Origin of the sequence: Saccharopolyspora sp. ID03-671, assembly GCF_045278815.1 — a bacterium.
In the GTDB taxonomy this organism is placed as follows: domain Bacteria; phylum Actinomycetota; class Actinomycetes; order Mycobacteriales; family Pseudonocardiaceae; genus Saccharopolyspora; species Saccharopolyspora ipomoeae.
On the sequence record NZ_CP134054.1, the window covers coordinates 1,266,047 to 1,289,614 of the forward strand.

General features: G+C 70.6%; 21 protein-coding genes and 1 riboswitch. Of the genes, 14 read left to right on the forward strand and 7 right to left on the reverse strand.

Going from position 1 to position 23,568, the window contains the following annotated elements; translation table 11 throughout:
- Window positions 1-5 precede the first annotated feature (5 nt).
- Both REH65_RS05980 and adh read right to left on the reverse strand, forming a co-directional pair.
- The gene (locus REH65_RS05980) at window positions 6-380 is read right to left on the reverse strand and encodes a DUF779 domain-containing protein (protein WP_281455631.1); all 375 of its coding nucleotides are present in this window, start codon (window positions 378-380) and stop codon (window positions 6-8) included.
- Complete coding sequence (gene adh / locus REH65_RS05985) at window positions 380-1,903, reverse strand: aldehyde dehydrogenase (protein ID WP_281455632.1); 1,524 nt, start codon at window positions 1,901-1,903, stop codon at window positions 380-382. Before adh ends, REH65_RS05980 begins: the two co-directional genes overlap by 1 nt.
- Window positions 1,904-2,143: 240 nt before the next feature.
- Here adh and REH65_RS05990 point away from each other — a divergent pair, with 240 nt between their 5' ends.
- Window positions 2,144-3,610: a GAF domain-containing protein gene (locus REH65_RS05990; protein ID WP_406693097.1), complete on the forward strand. Its 1,467-nt coding sequence runs from the start codon at window positions 2,144-2,146 to the stop codon at window positions 3,608-3,610.
- Here REH65_RS05990 and REH65_RS05995 read toward each other — a convergent pair whose 3' ends face one another.
- On the reverse strand, window positions 3,611-4,150 hold the full coding sequence (locus REH65_RS05995; protein ID WP_281455633.1) for a TetR/AcrR family transcriptional regulator: 540 nt from the start codon (window positions 4,148-4,150) through the stop codon (window positions 3,611-3,613).
- 132 nt (window positions 4,151-4,282) lie between these two features.
- Between REH65_RS05995 and REH65_RS06000 the strand changes: the two genes are divergently transcribed.
- The gene (locus REH65_RS06000) at window positions 4,283-5,854 is read left to right on the forward strand and encodes a GMC oxidoreductase (RefSeq protein WP_406691626.1); all 1,572 of its coding nucleotides are present in this window, start codon (window positions 4,283-4,285) and stop codon (window positions 5,852-5,854) included.
- A gap of 42 nt (window positions 5,855-5,896) precedes the next feature.
- On the opposite strand, the gene REH65_RS06005 is transcribed toward REH65_RS06000, so the two are convergent.
- Together REH65_RS06005 and REH65_RS06010 are read right to left on the reverse strand one after the other, a co-directional pair.
- Complete coding sequence (locus REH65_RS06005) at window positions 5,897-6,928, reverse strand: NADH:ubiquinone reductase (Na(+)-transporting) subunit F (RefSeq protein ID WP_406691627.1); 1,032 nt, start codon at window positions 6,926-6,928, stop codon at window positions 5,897-5,899.
- Window positions 6,928-8,148 (reverse strand): cytochrome P450, encoded by a 1,221-nt coding sequence (locus REH65_RS06010; RefSeq protein ID WP_406691628.1) that lies wholly within the window; start codon window positions 8,146-8,148, stop codon window positions 6,928-6,930. Before REH65_RS06010 ends, REH65_RS06005 begins: the two co-directional genes overlap by 1 nt.
- Before the next feature lie 244 nt (window positions 8,149-8,392).
- Here REH65_RS06010 and REH65_RS06015 point away from each other — a divergent pair, with 244 nt between their 5' ends.
- From REH65_RS06015 to REH65_RS06045, 7 genes are all read left to right on the forward strand, one after another.
- Window positions 8,393-9,349, forward strand: coding sequence for an AraC family transcriptional regulator (locus REH65_RS06015; RefSeq protein WP_406691629.1), 957 nt, complete (start codon window positions 8,393-8,395; stop codon window positions 9,347-9,349).
- A 44-nt stretch (window positions 9,350-9,393) separates the two neighbouring features.
- Window positions 9,394-10,050, forward strand: a complete 657-nt coding sequence (locus REH65_RS06020) for a GntR family transcriptional regulator (protein WP_406691630.1) — start codon at window positions 9,394-9,396, stop codon at window positions 10,048-10,050.
- A gap of 115 nt (window positions 10,051-10,165) precedes the next feature.
- Complete coding sequence (locus tag REH65_RS06025) at window positions 10,166-11,503, forward strand: MFS transporter (RefSeq protein WP_406691631.1); 1,338 nt, start codon at window positions 10,166-10,168, stop codon at window positions 11,501-11,503.
- Window positions 11,496-12,323 (forward strand): transketolase, encoded by an 828-nt coding sequence (locus REH65_RS06030; RefSeq protein WP_281455640.1) that lies wholly within the window; start codon window positions 11,496-11,498, stop codon window positions 12,321-12,323. Before REH65_RS06025 ends, REH65_RS06030 begins: the two co-directional genes overlap by 8 nt.
- Window positions 12,320-13,309 (forward strand): transketolase family protein, encoded by a 990-nt coding sequence (locus REH65_RS06035; protein WP_406691632.1) that lies wholly within the window; start codon window positions 12,320-12,322, stop codon window positions 13,307-13,309. The genes REH65_RS06030 and REH65_RS06035 overlap by 4 nt, the downstream gene beginning before the upstream one ends.
- An 18-nt stretch (window positions 13,310-13,327) precedes the next feature.
- On the forward strand, window positions 13,328-14,080 hold the full coding sequence (locus tag REH65_RS06040; RefSeq protein ID WP_406691633.1) for an SDR family NAD(P)-dependent oxidoreductase: 753 nt from the start codon (window positions 13,328-13,330) through the stop codon (window positions 14,078-14,080).
- A 54-nt stretch (window positions 14,081-14,134) separates the two neighbouring features.
- Window positions 14,135-14,512: a hypothetical protein gene (locus tag REH65_RS06045; protein ID WP_406691634.1), complete on the forward strand. Its 378-nt coding sequence runs from the start codon at window positions 14,135-14,137 to the stop codon at window positions 14,510-14,512.
- Window positions 14,513-14,551: 39 nt separating this feature from the next.
- On the opposite strand, the gene REH65_RS06050 is transcribed toward REH65_RS06045, so the two are convergent.
- Window positions 14,552-15,496, reverse strand: coding sequence for an SDR family oxidoreductase (locus tag REH65_RS06050; protein WP_406691635.1), 945 nt, complete (start codon window positions 15,494-15,496; stop codon window positions 14,552-14,554).
- Window positions 15,497-15,689: 193 nt separating this feature from the next.
- On the opposite strand from REH65_RS06050, the gene REH65_RS06055 reads away from it, so the two are divergent.
- Window positions 15,690-16,532, forward strand: a complete 843-nt coding sequence (locus tag REH65_RS06055) for a helix-turn-helix transcriptional regulator (protein WP_406691636.1) — start codon at window positions 15,690-15,692, stop codon at window positions 16,530-16,532.
- Between the two features lie 65 nt (window positions 16,533-16,597).
- Here REH65_RS06055 and REH65_RS06060 read toward each other — a convergent pair whose 3' ends face one another.
- The gene (locus REH65_RS06060) at window positions 16,598-17,476 is read right to left on the reverse strand and encodes a sigma-70 family RNA polymerase sigma factor (protein ID WP_406691637.1); all 879 of its coding nucleotides are present in this window, start codon (window positions 17,474-17,476) and stop codon (window positions 16,598-16,600) included.
- Window positions 17,477-17,556: 80 nt separating this feature from the next.
- Between REH65_RS06060 and REH65_RS06065 the strand changes: the two genes are divergently transcribed.
- From REH65_RS06065 to REH65_RS06080, 4 genes are all read left to right on the forward strand, one after another.
- Window positions 17,557-17,943 carry a VOC family protein gene (locus REH65_RS06065; RefSeq protein WP_406691638.1) on the forward strand — a complete coding sequence of 129 codons (387 nt, stop codon included), beginning with the start codon at window positions 17,557-17,559 and terminating at the stop codon, window positions 17,941-17,943.
- A 158-nt stretch (window positions 17,944-18,101) separates the two neighbouring features.
- Entirely contained in the window at window positions 18,102-19,511 is a 1,410-nt protein-coding gene (gene rox, locus REH65_RS06070) for a rifampin monooxygenase (protein ID WP_406691639.1), read from the forward strand.
- Window positions 19,512-19,571: 60 nt separating this feature from the next.
- A riboswitch (cobalamin riboswitch) is annotated at window positions 19,572-19,829 on the forward strand.
- On the forward strand, window positions 19,807-22,332 hold the full coding sequence (locus tag REH65_RS06075; protein ID WP_406693098.1) for a ribonucleoside-diphosphate reductase subunit alpha: 2,526 nt from the start codon (window positions 19,807-19,809) through the stop codon (window positions 22,330-22,332). It overlaps the preceding riboswitch by 23 nt.
- A gap of 8 nt (window positions 22,333-22,340) precedes the next feature.
- Window positions 22,341-23,399 (forward strand): ribonucleotide-diphosphate reductase subunit beta, encoded by a 1,059-nt coding sequence (locus REH65_RS06080; RefSeq protein WP_406691640.1) that lies wholly within the window; start codon window positions 22,341-22,343, stop codon window positions 23,397-23,399.
- Window positions 23,400-23,568: the final 169 nt, after the last annotated feature.

Genomic DNA, 23,568 nt, shown 5'->3' on the forward strand with positions numbered 1-23,568 from the left:
CCGGGTCAGGCGAGGCCGAACGCCTCGAGCTCGTCGTCGGTGAGCAGTCGCGAGCGGATCAGGAACCGGACGCCCTCGGGGGCCTCCAGCGAGAACCCGCTGCCGCGGCCGCGCACGACGTCGATGGTCAGGTGGGTGTGCTTCCAGTACTCGTGCTGCGACTCCGACATCCACACCGGAACCGCCTCGCCGTCCACGTCGAGGTCGCCGAGGTGGACGTCGGAACCGCCGGTGCGGAACTCCCCGGCCGGGTAGCACATCGGGGCGCTGCCGTCGCAGCAGCCGCCGGACTGGTGGAACATCAGCGGACCGTGGTCGGCCCGGAGGCGGCGGAGCAGGTCCACCGCCTCCGGGGTCACGGCCACCCGGGCGGGCTCCATCAGAAGAAGCCCAACTTGTTCGGCGAGTAGCTGACCAGCATGTTCTTGGTCTGCTGGTAGTGGTCGAGCATCATCCGGTGGTTCTCCCGGCCGATGCCGGACTGCTTGTAGCCGCCGAAGGCCGCGTGCGCCGGGTAGGCGTGGTAGTTGTTCACCCACACCCGGCCCGCCTGGATCTCGCGACCCGCGCGGTAGGCGGTGTTGGCGTCGCGCGACCACACCCCGGCGCCGAGGCCGTAGAGGGTGTCGTTGGCGATCTTCATGGCGTCGGCGTAGTCGTCGAAGCGGGCGACCGAGACGACCGGGCCGAAGATCTCCTCCTGGAAGACCCGCATCTTGTTGTGGCCCTCGAACACCGTCGGCTGCACGTAGTAGCCGCCGGAGAGCTCACCGCCGAGGTCGGCCCGCTCGCCACCGGTGAGGACCTTGGCGCCCTCCTGCTTTCCGATGTCGATGTAGGACAGGATCTTCTCGAGCTGGTCGTTGCTGGCCTGCGCACCGATCATGGTGTCGGTGTCGAGCGGATTGCCCTGCTTGACGGCCTTGGTGCGGTCCACGGCCTCGCCCAGGAACCGGTCGTAGATCCCGGTCTGGATCAGCGCCCGCGACGGGCATGTGCAGACCTCGCCCTGGTTGAGCGCGAACATCGTGAAGCCTTCGAGCGCCTTGTCGTAGAAGGCGTCGTGGGCGGAGGCGACGTCGTCGAAGAAGATGTTCGGGCTCTTGCCGCCCAGCTCCAGCGTCACCGGGATGATGTTCTCGCTGGCGTACTGCATGATCAGCCGCCCGGTGGTGGTCTCCCCGGTGAAGGCGATCTTGCTGATCCGCTTGTTGGAGGCCAGCGGCTTGCCCGCCTCGACGCCGAAGCCGTTGACGACGTTGAGCACGCCGGGCGGCAGCAGGTCGCCGATGACGCTGATCAGCACGTGGATCGACGCCGGGGTCTGCTCGGCGGGCTTGAGCACCACCGCGTTGCCGGCGGCGAGCGCGGGCGCAAGCTTCCACACGGCCATCAGGATCGGGAAGTTCCACGGGATGATCTGGCCGACCACGCCCAGCGGCTCGTGGAAGTGGTAGGCGACGGTGCTGTCGTCGACCTCGCTGATCCCGCCCTCCTGGGCGCGGATGGCACCGGCGAAGTAGCGGAAGTGGTCGATGGCCAGCGGGATGTCGGCGGCCAGGGTCTCGCGGACCGGCTTGCCGTTCTCCCAGCTCTCCGCGACGGCCAGCTTCTCGAGGTTCGCCTCCATCCGGTCGGCGATCTTGTTGAGGACGTTGGCCCGCTCGGCGACCGAGGTCCGCCCCCACGCCGGCGCGGCGCCGTGCGCGGCGTCGAGCGCGCGCTCGACGTCATCGGCGGTGCCCCGGGCGATCTCGGTGAAGTCCGCTCCGGTCACCGGCGTCGGGTTCGCGAAGTAGGCGCCCTTGGCCGGGGCCACGTACTCACCGCCGATGTAGTGGTCGTAGCGGGATTCGTAGGCCACGACGCTGCCCTGCGTACCCGGCGCTGCGTACTTGGTCATGCGTTGCCTCCTGGACGAGAACTCCGTTGTCTCCGCCGATCGTGGCGCGCCTCACGTTGCAACGAGGTTGCACCGGCCGTTGCGCCGATCGGCTGACTGACCGAACGGACGGTGTTGCGCCTGGTGGCGGGTGACGCCCTTGTCCCCGGGATCACGCGTGGTCATGATGTGCTCACGCGTCGACGAGGACGCAGGACTGGAGGCACGGTGCAGGCCGAGGAGGAGACCCCGACCGCGACGATGCTCGCCGACCCGCTGGAGTACGCGTCGCTGCTGGGCCGGGTGTGGGACGCCGTGCTGCGCGGGGACCGCGCTCCCCGCTCGCCGCGGACGCTGGTCTCGGAGTCCTGGCAGCGCTCGCTGGCCGCCGAGGTCGATCCCGACGCCTGCGAGGCACCCGTGGTCTGCGAGCGCGACGAGGTCCGCGACCTGCGCGACGAGCACCCCCTCCGGGCCGCGATCCCGGTGCTGCGCCAGACCGTCCTCGACGTCGCCGACGAGGCGATGCATGTGATGATCGTGACCGATCGCGACGGGCTGATCCTGTGGCGCGAGGGGCATTCCGAGGTGCAGCGCCGCGCCGACAAGGTGCGGTTGAGCGAGGGCACCCGGTGGGCCGAGGAGGCCATCGGCACCAACGCGATGGGAACGACGCTCGCGGTGGGCAAACCGGTGCAGATCTACTCCGCCGAGCACCTGGTGCGCACGTACCACGACTGGACCTGCGCGGCGAGCCCCATCCACGACCCCGACACGGGTGACGTGCTGGGATCGGTGGACATCAGCGGCCCGCTGCGCACCGTGCACCCGGCGATGGTGTCGCTGGTCAGCGCGGCGGCGCAGCTCGCCGAGAGCCACCTGCGGGCGCGGATGGCCGCTCGCGACGAGCAGCTGCGGGCTCGAAACATGCCGCACCTGCGGGCGCTGCGCGGCGAGGCCGGTGCGCTGCTGACCCGCACCGGGCGGGTGCTGGCGGTGGAGCCGGGGGCGGCGCTGCTGCCCGAGCGCGTCGACGTCAACGACGGCCGGATCACCCTGGCCGACGGGCGCGAGGCCGTGCTGGAGCGGCTCGCCGAGGGCTACCTGCTGCGGGTGCCGGGTACGTCGACGACCCGCGCCCGCCCGCGCCCGGTGCTGTCGCTGTCGTTCCTGGACTCGGGCGGCCCGCGCGCGGTCCTCGACGGGCGCGAGGTCCCGCTGTCGTTGCGGCACGCGGAGATCCTGACTCTGCTGGCGATGCGCCCGGCCGGGCTCACCGCCGACAAGCTGGCGTTCCAGCTCTACGGCGAGCGCGGCAACCCGGTCACCGCCCGCGCCGAGATCCACCGGCTGCGCGCGCACCTGGGCGAGCACGTCATCGCCACCAAGCCCTACCGGCTGCAGGCCGCGGTCGACGCGGACTTCCTGACGGTGCGCCGCGCGCTGCACGACGGTGATCTGCGCACCGCCTCGGAGGCCTACCGGGGACCGCTGCTGGAGGCCAGCGAGGCCCCGGCGATCCGCGACGAGCGGGAGGAGCTGTTCGCCTCGCTGCGCAACGCCGTGCTCGACCGCGGCGACGTCGCGGCCCTGTGGGCGCTGTTCCGCGACCACCCCACCGACGACCTGGAGGTGCTGGGCCAGCTCGCCCACCGCCTCCCCCGCCACGACGCGCGGCGCCCGCTGGTGACCGCCCGGATGCAGCAGGTCCTCGCGGGCGAGGTCTGATCAGGCGCGCAGACCGGCGAGCATGACCTCGACGACGCGCTCGACGGACTCGATGCCGCCGACGGGCAGGTGCGAGGACACCGCGCCCTCGACCATCTCGCAGATCAGCGCCAGGTCGGTCGGCTGGACGTCGGCGCGGACCGCACCGGCCGCCTGGGCGCGGCGCAGGCCCGGGGTCAGGACGGCGAGCAGCTGGCGGACGTAGCGGCGCTGGTCGGCGGCCGGGAGCTCGCGGAACAGGCGCACCAGGGGGCGGCGGGAGATCTGCTCCTCGAACAGCTCCGCCAGCACCTCGACGAAGTCGGCGTCGGCGGTGTCGGCGACGAGTTCGCGCAGCATGTGGAGCTTGCTCTCGGCCACCGCGAGCCCGAGGGCGTAGCGGTCGGAGAAGTGCCGGTAGACGGTGGCGCGGCCGAGACCGGAGCGACGGGCGATCTCGCTGAGCTGCACCAGCTCGACGTCCTCGGTGAACGCCTCATCGGCCGCCTGCAGGATGACCTCGCGGTTGCGGCGCGCATCGGTTCGCCGAGAACTCAGCACCGCTCCCCTCCACAAGGCCACACGGAGCTCCAACCTACCCGCCGGTAGTGAGATCGTCGAGAAGTTCAATGTCTCGTTTTGGCTGCCTAAGCTCCGCGCCAGTCACCGCTGACCTGCCGTGGAGGTACCCGCATGCCCGAACTCAGCCGCCGCACCCTGCTCGCCGGAACCGCGGCCGCCGCCGGCCTCTCGCTGACCGGCCCGTACGCCAACGCCGCGAGCCGCGTGCCGCTGACCCGCGAGGAGCACCGCGTGGTGGTCATCGGTTCCGGGTTCGGCGGCGGCGTGACGGCGCTGCGGTTCGCCCAGGCCGGGATCCCGGTGCTCGTGCTCGAACGCGGCAAGCGCTGGCCGACCGGCCCGAACGCCGACACCTTCCCCACCCTGTCGGCCCCGGACAAGCGGTTCTTCTGGATGGGATCGGGCCCGTCGCTGTTCGGCATCGAGCCGCCGCCCTTCGAGCGCTACACCGGCCTGCTGGAGCGCGTGGCCGGCAACGGCATGGACATCATGTGCGCGGCCGGTGTCGGCGGGGGCTCGCTGCTCTACCAGGGCATGACGCTCCAGCCGACCGAAGAGGTCTTCAACGCCAACATGCCCGAGAAGCTCGACTACGCGCGGATGGACTCGGTCTACTACCGGCGCGTGGCCGAGATGCTGCGGATCGCGACCGCCCCGGACGAGCTGATCAACAGCGAGCCCTACAAGGCGCCGCGGATCTTCGCCCGCAACGCCCGCGCCGCCGGGTACTCGGTGGAGAAGATCCCGATGCCGATCGACTGGGACTACGCGCTGCGGGAGCTGCGCGGCGAGATGAAACCCTCCTACACCAACGGTGATTGCGCGTTCGGCGTGAACAACGGCGGCAAGCACTCGGTGGACGTCACCTACCTCGCGCAGGCCGAGGCCACCGGCAAGGTCACCGTCGCGACCCAGCACAACGTCACCGAGGTCGCCCGGACCCGCGACGGGCGCTGGGAGGTGCACGTCGACCGCATCGCCAACGACGGCACCGTGCTGGAGCAGAAGATCATCACCACTCCGGCGCTGGTGATGGCGGCGGGAACCGCGGGCACCACCCGGCTGCTGATGCGCGCCGCCGCCAAGGACCAGATCCGCGACATGCCCGACGGCCTGGGCTCCAACTGGGGTTCCAACGGCGACCGGATCTACACCTGGACCAACTTCGAGGACGACTTCGGCACGCCGCAGGGCGGCCCGGTCGTCTACGGCAGCAAGGAGTGGGACGACCCGACACTGGCCAACACCGTCATCCAGGCGTCGATCCCGCCGCTGCCGAACCTGCGCACCACGATGCTCGTCGGCTACGGCGTGAGTTCCGGGCGCGGCCGGTTCGTCTACGACTCCGCGGAGGACGACGCGGTGCTGGACTGGCCGTCGCAGGCGGATTCGACGCTGGCCGAGCGCGTCGACCAGCGCGTCGCCGAGGTCGCGGGCAACGGTTCGGTGCGGCTGGACACGACGTCGCTGGTGCCCAACACCTGGCACCCGCTGGGCGGCGCGTCGATGAACGTGGTGTGCGACCTGGCCGGGCGGGTGAAGGGCCAGCGCGGCCTCTACGTGCTCGACGGTGCGCTCATGCCCGGCAACACCGCGGCATGCAACCCGTCGATGACCATCGCGGCGGTGGCCGAGCGCGCCACCGACGAGCTGCTCGCCCAGGACGCGGACACCGTGTTCTGATGATGCCCGCCCCGCGCCACTCCCGGTGGCGCGGGGCGGTTCTCACCGGTGCGAGGCGTCGAGGAACTCCTCGCGGAAGATCTTGCGCGGAGCCATCCTCCGGCGCTTGAGCGCCTTGACCCCCGCCTCGATCATCCCCGGCGGCCCGCACAGGTAGGCGCTGAGACCGCGGCAGGACTGGAAGTCGGCCAGCACCACGTCGGTCACCAGACCCGTGGCACCGTCCCAGTCCTCTTCGGACAGGCACGGCCGGTACCCGAAGTGCGGGTGCTCGCGGGCCAGGTCCTCGAAGAACTCCACGTCGTAGAGGTCCTGCCTGCTGCGACCTCCGTGGTAGAGGTGCAGTTCCGGCGCGAGGTCGTGGTCCAGGGCGTGCCGCACGATGGACTTCAGCGGCGCCAGACCCGTTCCCCCGGCGATGAGGATCGCCGGTTCGTCCTGCGCCACCGGCATCCCGAAGTCCCCGAGCGGGCCCTTGAGCTCGATGCGCTCCCCCACCGCCAGTCCGGCGAACATCCAGCCGTCGGTGGCGATCCCGCCCGGCGTGCGCCGGACGTGGAACTCCAGCCACGAGGTCTCCGACGGCGGGTTCGCCATCGAGTACTGCCGCGCCACACCGGTTCCCGGCACGACGATCTCGGCGTACTGGCCGGGGTTGAACGACATCGGCTCGTCGAGCTCCACGACCAGCCGCCGGATGTCGCGGGCGATGTCGTCGAGCACCACCACGGTCCCGGAGTGATCGCGCAGCGGGTGCCGCGGGATGCCGTCGTCGGGATCGACCTGCTCGACCGGTTCCAGCACCAGCGCCGAGCGCGGCGTGGCCTGGCAGCCCAGGGCGATCCCGGCCTCGCGCTCCTCGGGCGTGAGGGTGTACTCGGAGGAGTCGCGGTGGTCGACCTCGCCGGAGAGCACCTTCATCTTGCAGCTGCCGCAGGTCCCCTGCGTGCAGGAGTGCGGCAACCAGATGTCGTCGCGCAGGCAGGACTCCAGGATCGATTGCCCCGCAGCGCATCTCGTCGAGCGGTCCAGCGGGTCGATGCGGACCTCGTGGGTCGTCTCCGTCGCGGTCATCACACCTCCCAGACTGCGCGCAGCTCGATCGGGCCGCGGAAGCCCCAGCCCCAGAAGTCGACCTCGTGGTCGGTGTCGGGCTCCAGGTTCGGGATGGCCTCGAACAGCTCCTCCAGCGCGATCCGCACGACCTCGGTCGCGAAGTACGTTCCCGCGCAGGCGTGCTTGCCCGCGCCGAAGGCCAGGTTCGGCACCGGGGTGCGGTCCAGGTCGAACGACGCCGGGGACGAGTAGTCGTTCTCGTCGTGGTTGGCGGAGCCGTAGGACATCATCACCACCGACCCGGCGGGCAGCTCGATGCCGTCGATGACCATGTCCCGGTGGTTGCGCCGCGCCACCGCCGACCAGATCGGCGAGGTCCACCGCACGCCCTCGGTGATGGCCCGGCGCACCAGCGACGGGTCGTCGACGACTCGTTCCAGCTGGTCCGGCCGCGTGAACAGGCCGGCGATGGTGGAGGCCATCGCGTGCCCGGGCTCCTGCATCGCGCCGAGCAGGAACACGAACACGTTGGGGTAGATGACCTCGCGGTCGCGGACCTGGCCGGGCGGCATCCCGTCGTGCAGCCAGTGCGACAGGGCGCTGTCGTCGGGTTCGACGGTCCACTTGTCCAGCAGCGGGTCGATCACCGCGCGGATCTCGGCCTTGGCCTCGTCACCGGGCGTGAAGCCCTCGGGGTTGGCCCAGTCGCCGTTCTCGTCGACACCGGCGTTGGTGAACGAGACGCTGAGCTTGCGGAACCACTCGCGCAGCTTGTCCGAGCTCACCGACTGCAGCCCCATCAGGTCACCGAGGCTGCGCACGCTGACCGGCTCGCAGAACTGCGACACCAGGTCGGCCTGGCCGTCGTCCTCGATGGCCTCCAGGTAGCGCCGCGCGATCGGGCGCGCCAGGGCGTCGACGTAGCGGTCGACCTCGCTGGGCTGCAGGCCCGGGTCGACCATCGCGCGCAGGTCGTCGTGCTCGGCACCGTTGGCGTCCAGCACCGCGGGGTCGCCGAAGGTGCGGCGACCCGCGGGGGCGATGACGCCCTCGAAGTCGCTGTCGTCGGTGCCCGCGATCCGCTTGCACATCTCCTTCGTGGAGGCCACCCAGCAGCCCAGCGCCGGGACGTAGGCCAGCGGGGCCTCGGCGCGCAGCCGCTCGTAGAACGGGTACGGATCGCGCTCCAGCTCCTCCATCGTCACGTCCGCGATCCAGTTCGGGGTCGTCATCGTCATCGCAGGTCCTCCATCGCTCGTCGCTGAGCCGTCGTCTTCCGGGAACTCACGCAGCCGATCCGGGATCGCCGTCCGGGCGGTGTGCAGGAAAAACATCACGGATCACGGGGAGCGGTCGAGCCGCTGGGCGCGATGCCGGGACGGATTGCGCGGCGAAATCGCCGTTCACCCGCCGGAGCGCTTAACCCGCGCGCCTCCGCCCGGTTTAATCCCCCCAGAGCCGGCTCAACGACGAGGAGGCGAGATGGCGACCAGCACGTCGGAGGAGTCCGTCCGCCGGGCGGCGACGCGCGACTGGGGCGAGGCGATCCGCGCCGTCACCGGCGCGTACTTCCCGCACGAGCTGCGCCCGCTCACGCCCACCGACCGGCTCGACCTGGCCATGCACACCGTGGACCTGGGGCCGGTGACGGTCGGGCGGATCGGCTGGGGCGTGGACGTGGCCATCGACTGCGCCTATCCCGACGCCTACGAGGTCAACATGCCGCTGGGCGGGTGCCTGGAGTCGCGGCACGGCCGCGACCAGGTCGTCTCCGGCGAGGGCTGCGGCACGATCTTCCCGCCGAACCGCCTCACGCCGATCACCCGCTGGTCGGCGGAGTGCACGGTGGTCGGGGTGAAGTTCGACCGCGCCGGACTGGAGCGGGAGGCCGACCGGGTGCTGGCGGCTCCGCTGCCCGGCGGCCTGGAGCTGCCCGCCCAGATCGACCGGAGCAGCGCCGCCACCCGGGGCTGGCTGCACTTCGTCCGCACGCTCACCGCGGACCTGGCCGAGACCCAGGCGATGTTGTGCGACGACGTCCTCAAGCGGCAGCTGTCGAGCACGATCATGACGGGATTCCTGCTGGCCATGCACCCGGATCGGCGCAGCGTTGCGCCCGCGCGCCCGCGCATCGTCAACCGCGTCCTGGACCGGCTTCGCGACGACCCGGCGCACGCCTGGACCGCCGCCGAGATGGCCGAGATCGCCGGGGTCAGCGTCCGCCGGTTGCAGGAGGGCTTCCAGGAGTACGTCGGCGCGACTCCGTCGACGTGCCTCCGCGACATCCGCCTCACCCGCGCCCACGAGGACCTCCTCGCGTCGAACGCGTCCACGGTCGCCGAGGTCGCCGCCCGCTGGAACTTCACCAACACCGGCCGCTTCGCCGCCGCCTACCGCGCCAAGTACGGCTGCTCGCCCTCCGCAACGCTGCAGAAGTAGGCGTCACACGCGTTGACTGTCGACAGACCACTATCATCGCATCCGTGACCGAGGAAGCTTTGCGCAGTCTGGATCGGATGACCTTGCGGGAGCGGGCGCTGGTGGCGCTGCGCGAGGCGATCCTGACCGGGCGGTACGGACCGGGCGATCACCTGGGCGAGGTGGAGATCGCCTCGCAGCTGTCGATCAGCCGCGGCACGGTCCGCGAAGCGCTGCGCCACCTCCAGCAGGAAGGCCTGGTCACCCCCGGTGTGCGCGGGATGCTGCGGGTGCGCAGCCTGTCCGCCGCCGAGATCGACGAGCTGTTCCGGGTGCGCTGCGCTCTGGAGGGCCAGGCGGTCGCCGAGATCGTCGAGTCCGACGGGCTGCCGCAGATCGTCACCGAGCTAAACGCCTCGCTGGACAAGCTCGAAGCCGCGACCGGCGACCTCGCCGAGCAGCTGGAGGCCGACCTGGCCTTCCACGCGCAGCTGTGCGCGCTGTCGGGCAACTCGATCCTGCTCGACACCTGGCGCCACCTGGAGGGACCGATCCGGGTCGTGGTGATGAGCGCGTCCACCGAGAACCGCCGCTTCCCCATGTCGGCGGGCCACCACCGGCCGATAGTCGAGGCAATCGAGCGCGGCGACGCGGAGACGGCCGTGCGGGTGCTGCGCGAGCACATGGCGAGCGCGGTCGAACGGCTCAACAGCAAGAGCTGACCCCTGCCGGGGGCTTGAGAACCCGTCCTTGACACCTCCCCGACCGGACTTATGATGACTGTCAACATTGACTGTTGACACTCAACACTCAGCCACCCGGTCAAGGAGGATCGCGATGGCAAGCTCCACCGCTCGGGCGTCGATCGACGGCAGCCCGGACAAGTTCAGGGTCGCCGTCGGCTGCGGGGTCGGCGCGACCATCGAGACCTACGACTTCATCGGCTTCGGCACCGCCGCAGCCCTCTACTTCGGCGACGCGTTCTTCCCCGACTCCGACCCGCTGTCGGCGTCGCTGATGTCGTTCGCGACCCTCGGCGTCGGCTTCGCCGCGCGCCCGCTCGGCGGCATCATCGCCGGTCACCTGGGCGACCGGATCGGCCGCAAGCCGGTGCTGGTGTCCTCGCTCCTGCTGATGGGCATCGCCACGGTGCTCATCGGCTGCCTGCCCACCTACCAGCAGGTCGGCGTGTGGGCGCCGGTGCTGCTGGTGGCCGTGCGCATCGTGCAGGGCCTGGCCTTCGGGGCCGAGTGGGGCGGCGCGATCCTGATGACCTTCGAGCACGCGCCCTGGCGCCGACGAGGTCTCTACACCGGGATCACCCAGGCCGGATTCCCCGTCGGACTGCTGCTGGCGAACCTGGCGTTCCTGACGAGCGCCGGACTCGACGGGACCCTGACCTGGCGGATCCCGTTCCTGCTCTCGGCGGTGCTGATCGTGGTCGGCATCCTGATCCGGCTCAAGATCGACGAGTCGCCGGAGTTCGAGGAGCTCAAGGACTCCGGCGAGGTCGCCCGCAACCCGATCATGCAGGTGCTGCGGGACGACTGGCGCAACGTGCTGCGCACGTTCTGCCTGCGCGTGGTCGAGACCGCCGGCTACGCGGTGTCGGTGACGTTCATGCTCACCTACCTCAAGCTCGGCAGCGCGCCCACCGAGGGATCGCTGAGCCTGCTCGCGCTGACCACGGCCGCCGGGATCGGCATCGCCGCCACCACGCTGTGGGGCCACTTCTCGGACGTCTTCGGCAGGCGCCCGGTCTACCTGCTGGGCTGCGTCATCGCGGTGGCGTGGGGCGTGCCGATGTTCCTGCTGACCAACACCGGTTCCGCGGTGCTGATCGTGGTGGCCTTCGTGATCAGCTACGCGATCTGCCAGAACTCGCTGGCCGGGGTGCAGGGCGCCTGGTTCTCGGAGCTGTTCGAGACCAAGACCCGCACGGCCGGTGCGTCGCTGGCCTACCAGATCTCCGCCGTCGTCTCGGGGTTCACGCCGATGATCGCCACCGCCCTCTACGGCCAGTTCGGCTGGACCGGACCGGCGCTGCTGTTCAGCGGGTACGGCGTGCTGGGCCTGGTCGCCGCGGTGCTCACCCGCGAGACGTGGGGTCCGAAGCAGAAGGCGGAGGTCGACGCCCTGGAGCGCGCCGCCACGAAGGAGGAAGCAGTTGTCTGATCGAACGCGGCGGATCGCGGAGTCCGCGCGCCGCATCCGCAAGAACGCCCTGGACATGGGCGAGCTGCAGGGGCAGGGCTACATCGCCCAGGCGCTCGGCGTCGCCGACCTGCTGGCCGTGATGTACGCCGACCAGCTGCGGCTCCGCCCGCAGGACCCGGAATGGGAGGAGCGCGACCGGTTCCTGCTGTCCATCGGCCACTACGCGATCGCGCTGTACGCGGCGCTGGCCGAGGCCGGCGTGATCGACGTCGACGAGCTGCAGACCTACGCCACCGACGACTCGCGGCTGCCGATGTCGGGCATGGCCAGCTACACGCCGGGCATGGAGATCTCCGGCGGCTCGCTCGGGCACGGCCTGGGCGTGGCCGTGGGCATGTCGATCGGGTTGCGGCACAAGGGGAATCCGGCGCGGGTCTACAACCTGCTCTCGGACGGCGAGCTGGACGAGGGCTCCACCTGGGAGGCCGCGCTGGCCGCCTCGCACCACGGCCTCGACAACCTCATCGCGCTGGTGGACGTCAACGCGCTGCAGGCCGACGGGCCGACGGTCGACGTGCTGCGCACCGAGCCGATCCAGGCCAAGTGGGAGGCGTTCGGCTGGAACGCGGTGCGCGTCAACGGGAACGACGTCGACGCGCTGGTGACCGCGCTCGACGGGCTGCGGGAGCACCGGGGTTCGCCGTCGGTGCTGATCTGCGACACGCAGGTCGGACGCGGCGTCCCGTTCCTGGAAGCCCGGGAGAAGGCGCACTTCATGCGGGTCGAACCGCACGAGTGGCAACTGGCACGCGACCACCTGCAGGAGGCCGGGGCATGACGACCGCGACCAAGAAGGCCACCACGTCGGCGATGATCGCCTCGTTCGCCGACGAGGGCCAGAAGACCACCAAGGCCCCGTTCGGCCACGCGCTCGCCGAGCTCGGCGAGGAGCGCCAGGACGTCGTCGGGCTCTCGGCCGACCTGGCCAAGTACACCGACATGCACGTCTTCCGGGAAGCCTTCCCGGACCGGTTCTTCCAGATGGGCATGGCCGAGCAGGCGCTGCTGGCCGCTGCGGCGGGGATGGCCGAGGTGGGGCTGACGCCGTTCGCCTCGACCTACTCGGTGTTCGCGACGCGACGGGCCTACGACTTCCTGTGCCTGGACATCGCCGAACCGGGCCTGAACGTCAACGTCATCGGCGGGCTGCCGGGCCTGACCACCGGCTACGGCCCGAGCCACCAGGCCACCGAGGACATCGCGATCCTGCGCGGCATCCCGGGCCTGACGATCGTGGACCCGTGCGACTCGGTGGACATCGAGCAGGCGGTGCCGCAGCTCGCCGACTCCCCCGGGCCGACCTACCTGCGGCTGCTGCGCGGCGCGGTGCCCACCGTCCTCGACGAGTACGACTACCGGTTCCAGCTGGGCAAGGCGGCCGAGCTGCGCACCGGGCGGGACGTGCTGATGATCTCCAGCGGTTTGATGACGATGCGCGCCCTGTCAGCGGCCGCCGAGCTGGCCGACGACAACGTGGACGTGGCGGTGCTGCACGCGCCGACCATCAAACCCCTGGACACGCAGGCGATCCTGGCCGCCGTCGGCAAGGGGCGGCTGGTGGTGACGCTGGAGAACCACACGGTCGTCGGTGGTCTGGCCGAGTCGGTGGCGTCCTGCCTGGCCTTCAACGGGGTCGGTGAGCGGATCGTGCCGATCGGCCTGCCGGACGAGTTCCTCGCCGCCGGAGCGCTGCCGACGCTGCACGACCGCTACGGGCTGTCGGTGCCGCAGATCAAGAAGCGCGTCCTCGCCGAACTCGGCTGATTCCACTTGGGAGACAACATGAATCGCACAGCCATCGTCACGGGCGCGGGCTCGCCGCGCGGCATCGGCCAGGGCATCGCGCACGCCCTGGCCGCGCAGGGCTGGAACATCGCCGTCCTCGACATCGACGAGGCCAGCGCCAAGAACGTCGCCGACGCCGTCGCCGAGGCGCACGGCGTGTCGGCGGTCGGCGCGGTCTGCGACGTCACCGACAAGGCCGCCGTGGACGCGGCGGTGTCCACCGTGGAGTCGTCGCTGCCGGAGATCGGGGCGCTGGTCAACAACGCGGGCATCACCTCGCCGGTGCCGTTCGTGGAGGTCTCCGACGAGGAGTGGGACCGGGTCTTTGAGGTCAACGTCCGGGGCAGCTACCTGATGACCAAGCGGGTCGTCGACGGCATGGTCTCGCGCGGTTTCGGCCGCATCGTGAACCTCTCGTCGGTCTCGGCGGAGCGCGGCGGCGGCGTGTTCGGCGGTGTCGCCTACTCGGCGGCCAAGGCCGGTCTGCTCGGGTTCTCCCGCGCCCTGGCCCGCGAGCTGGGCCCGTCCGGCGTCACCGTGAACTCGGTGGCCCCGGGCCTGATCGACACCGACATCACGGCGGGCAAGCTCGACCCGGAGCGCAAGGCCGCCATGATCGCCGACATCCCGACCCGCCGCGCAGGTCAGGTCTCCGACGTCGCCGACGTCATCGCCTTCCTGTGCCGCCCGGAGTCGAGCTACCTCACCGGTGTCACCTACGACATCAACGGCGGCTCGCACATCCACTGACCCGTGCGGTGGGTCCGCGCGAGGGCGCGGACCCACCGCTGGGACACTCCCCCGGTGCGCAAGACACTCCCGATCATCGCCTCGGCGGTGGCTCTGCCGGCCGCGATCCTGATCCTGGGCCCCTCGATCACGGTGCGCACCGAAGTCCTGCACCACGAGTCCTCCGGGGAAGCGGGCGTCACCTACGAGCACTCGGGCGCCCGGTGGTCCAGCGACCTCTACCTGGTGGAGCTCCGCACCATCACGGGCACGAGCTACGAGCTCCGGCTCGGCCCGAACGCCGCCGAGCACTACTACCCGGTCGAGCTCTCCTTCGGCGCCGAACCTCCCGCCATCCGCGACGTGACCTGGCTCCCCGACTCCGTCGCGCTCACCTTCACCAGCGGAGAAGCGCTCCACGTCCCGGCGAGCAACTTCCGCAGCGTCCGGTGACGCCGGACCGTCGGGCGCCGACATCTCCCCGGCCGCCTCTCAGCTGTGGGGGATGGGGGTTTTCGTGAGTTCCTCGGAGATCTGCCAGAGGCGGCGGGCGTCCTCGGACTTGCGAAGCGGCGCGTAGAGCTTCTGCGCGCCGGGCGGGCCACCCATGCGGCCCGGGCCGCGCGGGCCGTAGAACCCGCCGCGCTCGGCGTCGGGCGAGGTGGCGGCGTGGAGCGCGGGCAGTTGGGCGGTGCGGACCGTCCCGACCAGGATGCCGCGCGCGGACAGGGCGCGAATCAGGCGAACGCCCAGTGTGTCCCGGGAGCGTCCGACCTCGGGACGTGCGGCGAGCAGACTCGTCGGAGCCACCCCGGGATGGGAGAGGTTGCTCGTGATGCCCCAGCCGTGGGCCCGACTGCGCCGGTCCAGTTCGAGGCCGAAGAGCCCGAACGCGATCTTGGACTGGCGGTAGGCCTTCATGCCGTCGTACCCGCGCTCCCAGTTCAGGTCGTCCCAGTTGATCGCTCCCCGCCTGGCCGCGACGCTGACCTGCGAGGTCACGTGCGCCCGGCCGGCGCGCAGCAGCGGCAGCAGGTGGGCCACCAGGGCGAAGTGGCCGAGGTGGTTGGTGCCGAACTGCAGCTCGAACCCGTCGGACGTCGTCTGCCGATCGGGCGGGGTCATGACCCCGGCGTTGTTGATGAGCAGGTGGATCGGCCGTCCCTCGGCTCGCAGCGTCTCACCGAGCGCTGCGACGGAGGAGAGCGAGGACAGGTCGAGCTCGCGGAGCGAGACCTCAGCGCGAGGTGCCGACCGACGGATCGTGGTGATCGCCGCCGCGCCCTTGCCCGGGTTGCGAACGGGCAGGAGCACCTCGGCCCCGGCCGCGGCGAGCCTCGTGGCGATGCCGAGGCCGATCCCGTCGCTCGCGCCGGTGACGACGGCGCGCTTGCCGGACAGGTCGGGGACGGTGATGTCGATGGGTGTGCGCGGCATGTTCCCACTCCTGGAAGTCCGTGTTGTCGCCTCCACCGTCGTGGAAGGCACCGGCGCCGTGCAGGGATTCTCGATCCGCTGATCAGCAAGTCCGCTGATCGGAGCCTCGACCACCGCCGCGGCCCGGACAACTCGGCAAGGGCGGATCGACGATCCGTGGCTGCCGGGGTGCGCGAGCGGTAGAAACGTGCGCATGACGATCGATCGGGCAGGGCTGGCGGAGTTCCTCCGGCGCCGCCGCGAGTCCCTGCAACCCGAGGACGTCGGCCTGCCTCGCGGACAACGCCGCCGGACTCGCGGGCTGCGGCGGGAGGAGGTGGCCGCGCTGTGCCACATGTCGACCGACTACTACGCGCGACTCGAACGGGAACGCGGGCCTCGGACGTCCGAGCAGATGATCGCCTCCATCGCGCAAGGACTCCACCTCTCCCTCGACGAGCGCGACCACCTGTTCCGGCTCGCCGGGCACGTCCCGCCCGCTCGGGGCGCGGACAGCGAGCACATCAGCCCCGGTCTGCTGCGCGTCCTCGACCGGCTGGACGACACGCCCGCGGAGATCGTCACCGAGCTCGGCGAGACGCTCCGGCAGACGCGGTTGGGTGTCGCGCTCACCGGTGACCTCACCGGCTTCAGCGGCCCGGCGCGCAGCATCGGGTACCGGTGGTTCACCGACCCCGGGACGCGGTGTCGCTACGCCCCGGAGGAGCACGAGTTCCTCACGCGCGTGTTCGTCTCCGGGCTGCGCGCGGTGGCCACGCTGCGGGGGCCGGGTTCCCGCGCCGCGGACTACGCCGAACTGCTGCTGGCCGAGAGCGAGGAGTTCCGGCAGGTGTGGGAGGAGCACGAGATCGGCATCCGCCCCAGGGAGGTCAAGCACTTCCTCCACCCCGAGGTCGGCGCGTTGGAGCTGACCTGCCAGACGCTGCTCGACCCGGACCAGTCGCACTCCCTGCTCGTCTACACCGCCGTTCCCGGCAGCGAGAGCCACGAGAAGTTGCGGTTGTTGTCCGTCCTGGGCTCGCAGGCGCTGCGCTGATCAGCTACCGGGAAGTCCGCTCCGGACGGAACCGCGGGATGCCCGTGCCCGTCACGGCACGGCCGTCACCAGCGGAACCGCACGACCCCCGCGGTCAGTCGCCGCACCCGTTCGGCGTCGCGGATGCCGTCGATCTCCACGATGCGACCGCCCACCACGGTGAAGGCCATGATCGACACCGGGCGGCCGGACCGGGCGGTGACCACGCCGGGCAGGCCGTTGACGAGCACCGGGTGGATTTCGGCGCCGCGACTCGCCCGGGACTGCCGGGCGATGTGCTCAGCTCCTCGATACACCTCAGGCCGCCTCCGGCCGCCGTAATCGGCGCGGAAGACGACGTCGGGGTCGAGCAGCCGCACCAGCTCGGCGAAGTCGCCGCCTGCAGCCGCGGCGAAGAACGCGTCCACCACCGCGCGCTGCCTGGCGTCGTCCTCGTCGGGGGCGGGTGGGGCCGCACCTCGGACGCGTCGCCGCGCACGACTCGCGAGCTGCCTGGCCGCCGCAGGGGTGCGGTCCACCAGCGGCGCGACCTCGTCGAAGGGCACCTCGAACATGTCGTGCAGCACGAAGGCCAACCGCTCGGCCGGGCTGAGCGACTCCAGCACCACCAGCAGCGCGAGGCTGACCGAGTCGGCGAGCAGCGCCTTCTGCTCCGGATCATCGCCGTCGGCCGAGACCACGGGGTCAGGCAGCGGGGTGTCGCCGAGCTCTTCACGGCGACGCCGACGTGAGCGCAGCAGGTGCAGCGCTTCGCGAGCGACGACCGTGGTCAACCAGCCACCGAGGTTGCCGATGTCGCCGGGCTCCGCGCGGCTCAGCGGCAGCCAGGCGTTCTGCACCGCGTCCTCCGCGTCGCTCACCGACCCGAGCATCCGGTAGGCCACCGCGCGAAGTCGCGGCCGGTGCTGCTCGAACCGCTGAGCGAGCTGGTCGTCTCCCGCCACCTGTCACACCGTCCCTCCGGCCGGGCTCATCAGGGTGAGCCCACCGGTCCACAGGATGTGACGACGAGGGAGGAACGGCCATGTCCGACAACGCCAGTGATTTCGTCAGCGTCAGGTACATGGTCGATGACGTCGACGAGGCCATCGACTTCTACACCGGCCATCTCGGCTTCACCGTTCGGAACGACTTCGCGCCGGCGTTCGCCGACGTCACCCGGGGAAACCTCCGGCTGCTGCTGAGCGGTCCGGCAAGTTCAGCCGGGCGGCCGATGCCGGACGGCGCGGTCCCCGGGCCAGGCGGGTGGAACCGGATCCACCTCATCGTCGATGATCTCGCTGCCGAGGTGGATCGGCTGCGCGCGGAAGGCGTTGATTTCCGCAACGACGTCGTCCGCGGTCCAGGCGGCCGGCAGGTCCTGCTGCGAGATCCGTCGGGCAACGTGCTGGAGCTGTTCCAGGCCCGCTGAGGCGCAGGGCGAAGTCGGCGGTGTTCTCCCCGCCGTGCTCAACATATAGCGCACCCCGGGGCTTGCGGCAAGGCCCCGGGGGTGGTGCAAACTCCTTTGAGCATGACCCGTGACCTGCGGATATGGGTGTTCGCGGCGCGGTTGGCCTGGGGGTTTTCGTGACTGATGCGATCGTGGTGGGGGCTGGGCCCACCGGGTTGATGCTGGCCGCCGAGCTGCGGCTGCGCGGAGTGGGCGTGGTCGTGGTCGAGGAGGCCGCCGAACCCACCGGTTTCGTGCGGGCGCTGGGGTTGCACGTGCGCAGCATCGAGATCCTGGACCAGCGCGGGTTGCTGGAGCGGTTCCTGGACGAGGGGACGAAGTACCCGCTCGGGGGCTTCTTCGCGGCGATCTCCGCGCCCGCGCCCACCGAGTTGGACACCGCGCACGGGTACGTGCTGGGCATCCCGCAGACCACCACCGAGCGGCTGCTGACCGAGCGGGCCCGGGAGCTCGACGTGGATCTGCGGCGCGGGTGCGGGCTGGTGGGGCTCGCCCAGGACTCCGACGGGGTCACGGCCGAGCTCGCCGACGGCTCCGAGCTGCGGGGACGCTTCCTGGTCGGGTGCGACGGCGGGCGCAGCACCGTGCGCAAGCTGTGCGGGATCGGTTTCCCCGGCGAACCGTCGCGGGCGGACACGCTGCTGGCCGAGGTGAAGGCGACCGCCTCCCCGGAGGAGATGGCGGCGGTGACGGCCGAGGTGCGGGAGACGCAGAAGCGGTTCGGGATCGGTCCGCTCGACGACGGGTGGTGCCGAGTGGTCGTGCCCGCCGCGGGTGTGGCCACCGCGCCACCGGGGCTCGACGAGCTGCGGAGTCGGCTGGTCGCCGTCGCGGGCAGCGACTTCGGCGTCCACTCCCCGCGCCGCCTCGCGCGGTTCGGCGATGCCACCCGCCAGGCCGAGCGGTACCGGTCGGGGCGGGTGCTGCTGGCCGGCGACGCCGCGCACGTCCACCCCCCGGTCGGCGGCCAGGGCCTCAACCTGGGGCTGCAGGACGCCTTCAACCTGGGTTGGAAGCTCGCCGCCGAGCTCGCCGGGTGGGCTCCGGACGACCTGCTCGACACCTACCAGGACGAGCGGCACCCGGTGGCCGCCGACGTCCTGGACAACACGCGGGCGCAGATGCAGCTGATGGCCACCGACCCCGGATCGCGGGCGGTGCGGCGGCTGGTGGCGGAGCTGATGGAGTTCGACGTGGTCGCCCGGCACCTGACGGAGAAGATCATCGCGACCGAGGTGCGCTACGACCTCGGCGACGAGAACCCCTTGGTGGGCAAGCGGATGCGAGACCTGACGCTGCGCGGCGGCCGCCTCTACGAGCGGATGCACGCCGGGCGCGGGCTGCTGCTCGACCAGACCGGCGGATTGTCGGTGGAGGGCTGGGAGGACCGGGTCGATCACGTCGTCGACGTCGCGGAGGAGCTGGACTCGCCCGCCGTCCTGCTGCGTCCGGACGGGCACGTGGCGTGGGCCGGGGACGATCGCGGCGAGCTCGCCGAGCGGTTGGAGCGGTGGTTCGGGAAGTGACTCATTTCTCGCTCCGACACGCCCATGTTGGTGTTGGACGTCGCCTCAGACCCCACATGTAGAGTGTCGCTCGCTGGTGGTTCACCGGGCCCGCGCGGGTCCGGTGTGGCAACAGGGAACCCGGTGCGAATCCGGGACTGCCCCGCAGCGGTGAACGGGAACGACCGCCGTCATCACGCACTGAACCCCTCGGGTTCGGGAAGCGACGGTTAGTAGGACCGGTCTCGTGGTGGGGAAGTTTTCATGAAAACTTCCCCGCCCCCGAACGAGACCGGACGCCCGTGAGTCCGAAGACCTGCCATCGGCGCGCGCACGACCGTGCGCGCCGTCCGGGACCTCGCGGGAGGGTCCACGCGGACATGCGACGAGCGCTGCCGTCGCGTCCTCGCGTGCTGTCGCCGCCGGTTCCGGGCACGACTTCCGAGCTCGCGAGGAGAGAGTCCCGGTGACCGACACCGCACTGTCCGAACCCATTCCGCTCACCCGGGCGTCCACCGTGGTCGAGCAGGCCTGCGCGGGGCTCGTCGACGTGGACCCGTCGGCGGTGCTCACCGAGGTCGAGCGCAACATCTACCCCGGGATCGGCGAGGCCGAGCTGAGCGAAGCGCTCATCATGTCCGCGCGCACGCTCGTGGAGTCCGAGCCGAACTACTCCCGGGTCACCGCGCGGCTGCTGCTGGACAAGCTGCGCGGCGAAGCGCTCAGCCACCTCGCCGGAACGCCGCGGCAGGCCGACCAGGACCAGATGCGCGACGACTACGCCGCCTACTTCGCCGACTACGTGCGGCACGGCATCGACCTGGGCCGGCTGGACCCGGAGCTGGCGCGCTTCGACCTGCCGCGCCTGGGCGCGGCGCTGGAGGCCGAGCGCGACCTGGCCTTCGACTTCCTGGGGCTGCAGACCCTCTACGACCGGTACTTCCTGCACGACGGCGGCACCCGCTTCGAGCTGCCGCAGGCGTTCTTCATGCGGGTCGCGATGGGCCTGGCGCTGCGCGAGGACGACCGCGACGCGCGGGCCGTCGAGTTCTACCGGCTGCTGTCGTCGTTCGACTTCATGGCCTCCACGCCCACGCTGTTCAACTCCGGGACCACCCGGCCGCAGCTGTCCTCGTGCTTCCTGACCACTGTGGACGACGACCTGCAGTCGATCTTCAGCTCGTACCGGAACAACGCGCTGCTGGCCAAGTACTCCGGTGGCCTGGGCAACGACTGGACCCCGGTGCGCGGCATCGGCGCGCACATCCACGGCACCAACGGCGAGTCGCAGGGCGTGGTGCCGTTCCTCAAGATCGCCAACGACACGGCGGTGGCGGTCAACCAGGGCGGCAAGCGCAAGGGCGCGGTGTGCGCCTACCTGGAGACCTGGCACATCGACGTCGAGGAGTTCCTCGACCTGCGCAAGAACACCGGCGACGACCGGCGGCGCACCCACGACATGAACACCGCGAACTGGGTGCCCGACGAGTTCCTGCACCGCGTCGAGGCCGACGAGTCCTGGACCCTGTTCTCCCCGGACGAGACCCCCGACCTGCACGACCTCTACGGCGAGGAGTTCGCCGAGCGCTACCGCGCCTACGAAGCCGCGGCCGATCGCGGCGAGATCCGGGTGTTCCGGCGGGTGCGCGCGGTGGAGCTGTGGCGGCGGATGCTGACCATGCTGTTCGAGACCGGGCACCCGTGGATCACCTTCAAGGACCCGTGCAACCTGCGCTCGCCGCAGCGGCACGCCGGCGTGGTGCACTCGTCGAACCTGTGCACCGAGATCACGCTGAACACCGCCGCCGATGAGGTCGCGGTCTGCAACCTGGGGTCGGTGAACCTCGCCCGGCACGTCACCGCCGACGGGCTCGACCGCGAACGGCTGGCCGCGACCGTGCGCACGGCGGTGCGGATGCTGGACAACGTCATCGACATCAACTTCTACACGATCCCCGAGGCCGAGCGGTCCAACTCCCGGCACCGGCCGGTCGGGCTCGGGTTGATGGGGTTCTCCGACGCGCTGCTCGCCCAGCGGATCCCGATGTCCTCGCCGGAGGCGGTGGCCTTCGCCGACCGCAGCATGGAGGAGATCAGCTACCACGCGATCGCGGCGTCGAGCCGCCTGGCCGAGGAGCGCGGGCGCTACGAGACGTTCGAGGGATCGTTGTGGAGCCGGGGCGTGCTGCCGATCGACTCGCAGGAGTTCCTGCGGGATTCCCGCGACCTGGACTCCTCGTCCACTCTGGACTGGTCTTCACTCCGGGAACGCGTGCGCTCCAACGGGATGCGGAACTCCAACGTGATGGCGATCGCGCCGACCGCGACCATCGCCAACATCTGCGGTGTCGGGCAGTCGATCGAGCCGCTGTACCGCAACCTCTACGTCAAGTCGAACATGTCCGGTGACTTCACCGTGGTCAACCCGCACCTGGTGGCCGACCTCAAGCGCGCCGGGCTGTGGGACGAGGCGATGGTGGCGGACCTGAAGTTCTTCGACGGCTCGCTGGGACCGATCGACCGGATCCCCGACGAGCTGAAGTCCCTCTACGCCACGGCTTTCGAGATCGAGCCGCGGTGGCTGGTCGAGGCCGCGGCGCGGCGGCAGAAGTGGATCGACCAGGCCCAGTCGCTGAACCTGTACCTGGCCACGCCCAGCGGCCGCAAGCTCGACGAGCTCTACCGGCTGGCCTGGCGCAAGGGCCTCAAGACCACCTACTACCTGCGCTCCTCCAGCGCCACCCACGTGGAGAAGTCCACGCTGCGCGGCACCGACGGCAAGCTCAACGCCGTCCCGGCCGCCTGCTCGGTGGAGGACCCGGAATGCGAGGCATGCCAGTGACTTCCCAGATGAGCACCGCGACCGGATTGGGCGCCATCGACCGCGACGGCGGACGCGTCGACGTCACCGACAAGGCGATGATCAACTCCCGGGCGGACGTCAACCAGCTGCTGCCGCTGAAGTACGGCTGGGCGTGGGACAAGTACCTGTCGGGGTGCAACAACCACTGGATGCCCACCGAGGTGTCGATGCAGGCCGACATCGCGCTGTGGAAGTCCCGCGACGGGCTCACCAACGACGAGCGCACCATGCTCAAGCGCAACCTCGGGTTCTTCGCGACGGCGGAATCGCTGGTGGCCAACAACATCGTGCTCGCCGTGTACCGCCACCTGACCAACCCGGAGTGCCGGCAGTACCTGCTGCGGCAGGCCTTCGAGGAGGCCGTGCACACCCACACGTTCCAGTACATCTGCGAGAGCCTGGGGCTGGACGAGGGCGAGCTGTTCAACGCCTACCGGGAGGTCCCGTCGATCGCCGACAAGGACGCGTGGGCGCTGCGCTACACCCAGAACCTGGAGAACCCGGACTTCGCGACCGGGACGCCGGAGGCCGATCAGGCGTTCCTGCGGGACCTCATCGCGTTCTACGTGATCTTCGAGGGCATGTGGTTCTACACCGGGTTCGCGCAGATCCTGTCGCTGGGCAGGCGGAACAAGATGGTCGGGATCGCCGAGCAGTACCAGTACATCCTGCGCGACGAGTCGATCCACCTGAACTTCGGGATCGACTGCATCAACCAGATCAAGCTGGAGAACCCGCACCTGTGGACCCCCGAGTTCCAGCAGGAGGCCCGCACGATGCTGCGCGAGGCGTGCGAGCTGGAGAACGCCTACGGCCGGGACACCATGCCGCGCGGGATGCTCGGGCTCAACGCCGAGCTGTGCGAGCAGTACATGCACTTCATCACCAACCGCCGCTGCGCCCAGCTCGGCCTGGAACCGGTCTTCCCCGAGACGGACAACCCCTTCCCCTGGATGTCGGAAACGATGGACCTCAAGAAGGAGAAGAACTTCTTCGAAACCCGGGTCACCGAGTACCAGTCGGGCGCGGCGCTGAGCTGGGACTGACCGCCGCCGCGGGACCGTTGGTCACCAGGTGACGGTTTTAGCCATAATTGACCGGGCATAACGGACATTGATCATGGGTGATTATGGCTAAAACCGTCCACTTGCAACGACCGTTGTCACAGTGAGCCGCCGCCGGGGCCCGGGGGCGAGCCTTTGGTCAGGCTCGCCC

Coding starts and splice junctions, on each gene's coding strand:
- REH65_RS05980 (WP_281455631.1), bottom strand. CDS start 380: ATGGAGCCCGCCCGGGTGGCCGTGACCCCGGAGGCGGTGGACCTGCTC.
- adh (WP_281455632.1), bottom strand. CDS start 1,903: ATGACCAAGTACGCAGCGCCGGGTACGCAGGGCAGCGTCGTGGCCTAC.
- REH65_RS05990 (WP_406693097.1), top strand. CDS start 2,144: ATGCTCGCCGACCCGCTGGAGTACGCGTCGCTGCTGGGCCGGGTGTGG.
- REH65_RS06000 (WP_406691626.1), top strand. CDS start 4,283: ATGCCCGAACTCAGCCGCCGCACCCTGCTCGCCGGAACCGCGGCCGCC.
- REH65_RS06005 (WP_406691627.1), bottom strand. CDS start 6,928: ATGACCGCGACGGAGACGACCCACGAGGTCCGCATCGACCCGCTGGAC.
- REH65_RS06010 (WP_406691628.1), bottom strand. CDS start 8,148: ATGACGATGACGACCCCGAACTGGATCGCGGACGTGACGATGGAGGAG.
- REH65_RS06015 (WP_406691629.1), top strand. CDS start 8,393: ATGGCGACCAGCACGTCGGAGGAGTCCGTCCGCCGGGCGGCGACGCGC.
- REH65_RS06025 (WP_406691631.1), top strand. CDS start 10,166: ATGGCAAGCTCCACCGCTCGGGCGTCGATCGACGGCAGCCCGGACAAG.
- REH65_RS06035 (WP_406691632.1), top strand. CDS start 12,320: ATGACGACCGCGACCAAGAAGGCCACCACGTCGGCGATGATCGCCTCG.
- REH65_RS06040 (WP_406691633.1), top strand. CDS start 13,328: ATGAATCGCACAGCCATCGTCACGGGCGCGGGCTCGCCGCGCGGCATC.
- REH65_RS06050 (WP_406691635.1), bottom strand. CDS start 15,496: ATGCCGCGCACACCCATCGACATCACCGTCCCCGACCTGTCCGGCAAG.
- REH65_RS06055 (WP_406691636.1), top strand. CDS start 15,690: ATGACGATCGATCGGGCAGGGCTGGCGGAGTTCCTCCGGCGCCGCCGC.
- REH65_RS06065 (WP_406691638.1), top strand. CDS start 17,557: ATGTCCGACAACGCCAGTGATTTCGTCAGCGTCAGGTACATGGTCGAT.
- REH65_RS06080 (WP_406691640.1), top strand. CDS start 22,341: ATGAGCACCGCGACCGGATTGGGCGCCATCGACCGCGACGGCGGACGC.